Here is a 1753-nt window from a genome sequence, read left to right as displayed (position 1 = left end):
CCGGCTCGTGACCGGTTATGCAACCCCCTTTCTCATCCTTAAATCTGTCAAAGAACTTTTCCACAGCAGGCAGGTCATCGCTGACCCGATCCTTATCGCGTGGATCGTACAGTATCGCGGTTTTGCTCCGCTACGACTGTGCGTAAACACATCGATACTGTTATAATAGTCTTTGAAGTATAAGCAGCTATACCTTTGAACAAGCTCCAAAAAGGAGGTGTTCCAGCCGCACCTTCCGGTACGGCTACCTTGTTACGACTTAGCCCCAGTCATCGGTTTTGCCCTAGGACGCTCCTTGCGGTCACGTACTTCAGGCACCCCCAACTCCCATGGCTTGACGGGCGGTGTGTACAAGGCCCGGGAACGTATTCACCGCGCCATGGCTGATGCGCGATTACTAGCGAATCCAACTTCATGGAGGCGAGTTTCAGCCTCCAATCCGAACTGAGATCGGCTTTCGAGATTGGCATCCTGTCACCAGGTAGCTACCCTCTGTACCGACCATTGTAACACGTGTGTCGCCCCGGACGTAAGGGCCGTGCTGATTTGACGTCATCCCCACCTTCCTCTCGGCTTACACCGGCAGTCCTGCTAGAGTGCCCATCTTGACATGCTGGCAACTAACAGTAGGGGTTGCGCTCGTTATGGGACTTAACCCGACACCTCACGGCACGAGCTGACGACAACCATGCAGCACCTAGTTTCGCGCTCCGAAGAGAAGACCCCTTTCAGGATCCGTCGCTAACTTTCAAGCCCGGGTAAGGTTCCTCGCGTATCATCGAATTAAACCACATGTTCCTCCGCTTGTGCGGGCCCCCGTCAATTCCTTTGAGTTTCATTCTTGCGAACGTACTCCCCAGGTGGATAACTTATCGCTTTCGCTTAGTCACCGACACTATATCGCCGGCAACGAGTTATCATCGTTTACGGCGTGGACTACCAGGGTATCTAATCCTGTTCGCTACCCACGCTTTCGTGCCTCAGCGTCAGTAATAGCTTGGAAAGCTGCCTTCGCAATCGGTGTTCTGTGTGATATCTAAGCATTTCACCGCTACACCACACATTCCGCCTTCCGCAACTACACTCTAGTCTGACAGTATCAGAGGCAATTTCGATGTTGAGCATCGAGCTTTCACCTCTAACTTATCAAACCGCCTACGCACCCTTTAAACCCAATAAATCCGGATAACGCTCGGATCCTCCGTATTACCGCGGCTGCTGGCACGGAGTTAGCCGATCCTTATTCGTACGATACTTTCAAACAGATACACGTATCTGAATTTACCCTCGTACAAAAGCAGTTTACAATGCATAGCACCTTCATCCTGCACGCGGCATGGCTGGTTCAGACTTGCGTCCATTGACCAATATTCCTCACTGCTGCCTCCCGTAGGAGTCTGGTCCGTGTCTCAGTACCAGTGTGGGGGGAAAACCTCTCAGTCCCCCTATGTATCATCGCAATGGTGAGCCGTTACCTCACCATCTAGCTAATACAACGCATGCCCATCTTTAACCACCGGAGTTTTCAACCTCAAAAGATGCCTTCTGAAATATTATGGGGTATTAGACCAAATTTCTTCGGATTATCCCCCTGTTAAAGGTAGGTTGCATACGCGTTACGCACCCGTGCGCCGGTCGCCGGCAGAAGTAGCAAGCTACTTCTTCCGCTGCCCCTCGACTTGCATGTGTTAGGCCTGCCGCTAGCGTTTATCCTGAGCCAGGATCAAACTCTCCATTGTAAAAAATTTAAATC

At 51.4% G+C, this 1753-nt stretch carries 1 rRNA gene; it reads right to left on the bottom strand.

The features are described from left to right. Positions 1-210: 210 nt before the first annotated feature. Positions 211-1739 (bottom strand): 16S ribosomal RNA (locus PGR91_RS13430). Positions 1740-1753: the final 14 nt, after the last annotated feature.

The organism is Candidatus Alistipes pullistercoris (assembly GCF_027665465.1).
Lineage (GTDB): Bacteria > Bacteroidota > Bacteroidia > Bacteroidales > Rikenellaceae > Alistipes_A > Alistipes_A hominis.
Note: the sequence above shows the minus strand (reverse complement) of the source record. Positions and strands in the feature narration are given on the sequence as shown.